The 2,091-nt window shown below is 35.1% G+C and carries 2 protein-coding genes; one reads left to right on the top strand and one right to left on the bottom strand.

Annotated elements, in window-relative coordinates:
* Positions 1–133, bottom strand: a 133-nt coding sequence (locus ACN6NE_RS28900; protein WP_205654831.1) for a DoxX family protein, incomplete at its 3' end; no start/stop codon positions are given.
* A gap of 201 nt (positions 134–334) precedes the next feature.
* Between ACN6NE_RS28900 and ACN6NE_RS28905 the strand changes: the two genes are divergently transcribed.
* Positions 335–1,801, top strand: coding sequence for a serine hydrolase (locus tag ACN6NE_RS28905; RefSeq protein WP_474328818.1), 1,467 nt, complete (start codon positions 335–337; stop codon positions 1,799–1,801).
* Positions 1,802–2,091: the final 290 nt, after the last annotated feature.

Below are 2,091 nucleotides of genomic sequence, written 5' to 3' on the forward strand. Positions count from 1 at the left end.
CAATTGCAGACATGAACCATAATGGGTATCGATAGTGCCGCCAATGTTCAACTTGAAACGGTATACGAAAAAGTTTTATAAATCCTCCTATTAAAATAAAGATTGCTAAAATCACTTGCACAAAAGTTATCATCTAAGCCTTCTCCTTTTAATGATCTTGTTTAAAGATATTTTCAAGTAGGAATGAATGGATATATATTCCTTGTTGTATTTTATCATTAATGATGAATTATTAAATTAAAATTATGACATCTTTGTTAACAACAAGGTCTTTCTTTTCTTTATCTCGAAATAACCTACTTGTAGAAAAAAATGGTAAAGGAGACAAAGTCTTATGCAAAAAATAAAATCCTCTCTTACAGGTCGCCTACGTGGTTATACAAAGGAAATGATGAAGAATCTAAATGTACCAGGGGCAGCAGTCGCAATCATAAAAGATGGAGAAATTATTCTTTCTGAGGGATTTGGATATCGTGACATTGAAAATAAAAAACCTGTTACACCAAATACACTGTTTGCAATTGGTTCATCTACAAAAGCATTTGGTACACTTTCTCTAAGTTTGCTAGCCCAGCAACAAAAGTTTAATTGGGATAAATCTATCCAGACTTATATTCCTACTTTTTCACTCCACGATCCTCTAGTAAGCTCACAAACTACAGCTCGTGATTTAGCCTCTCATCGTTCTGGTGTTAGTCGTCATGAACTGCTATGGTATGGATCTTCATTAACACGAAAAGACATCGCGGAAAAAATTCAATATTTGGAGCTAGATGCACCATTTCGTACAAGCTTTCTATATAATAATTTAATGTATGCAACCATTAGCTATATGGTAGAAGAAATTACAAATCAGACATGGGAACAATATGTAACCGAACATATTCTGCAACCTCTTCATATGGAAGATACAAATTTCTCGGTTACTACTTCACAAGAAAAAGATGATCACGCACTTCCATACATTGAAAAAAACGAAGATATAGTCAAAGTCCCATTTCGTAACATCGATACAGTTGGCGCTGCAGGATGCATAAATTCAAATATAGAAGATATGGCCAAATGGGTGCTATTCCATTTAAATCAAGGGAAAGTGGGCGAACATGAGCTTATTACACCGAATATGTTACAGCAGATGTATCAACCGCATATCCCAATTCCGGATGAACCACTTTTATCCACATCAGAAACAACACTAAATTGTTATGGACTTGGCTGGTTTATTAGTGCATATCGCGGTTATAAAGTAATCCATCACGGTGGGAATATTGACGGATTTTCAGCACTCGTATCTTTTATACCAGAGGAAAATATGGGACTTGTTATATTAACAAACACTGGAACAACGTTATTACCATCTTACCTTGCGAATCGAATTTATGATGAGCTTCTGGGGCTAGATGCAATTGACTGGTATAAAAGAGCTGTAGAAGATACAGCTAAATTTAAAGAAATGATGAAAGAATTAGATAAGCCTCTTCCACAAGTAAAAGAGACAACCCTTACACATGCAATAGAAGAGTATACAGGGATATTTGAGCATCCTGCATATGGAAAAATTGAAGTGTATAAACAAAATGATACATTATATTTAAAGTGGGAATCAGTTGATATAGAGATGAAACATCATCATTACAACATGTACACAACGAAGTGGAATCTTTCTCATACAGAAATGAATGTATTAATTGCCTATGAGATGGACGTAGAAGGGGAATTATCACAGTTTAAATTGCATTTACCACCAATGTTAAGTACAAAGCCAATTGTATTTAGTAAACTAACAGATAGGATTTCATAAAATTAAACATAAAACTTACCACTTAAAATAATGAAAAAAGTATTAGACGAGACGCACCTTCTCGCTTAATACTTTTTACTTTTTTATTCATATATCTCACTAAATGGCGATGTTCAACATACCTTTTCAGAATTTTTTTCTTGGAAGATCAGTAACATATTCCGTTTAGTCGGGTAAGCGAGGGGCATCACTGCCCCTAACTCCCCTGAGAACCGTACGTGAGCCTTTCAACTCATACGGCTCAAGCCTCCCATTGCAGGTCCATTTGCTGTCGTATCCTCATCACACAC

The organism is Priestia sp. 53B2 (assembly GCF_056099005.1).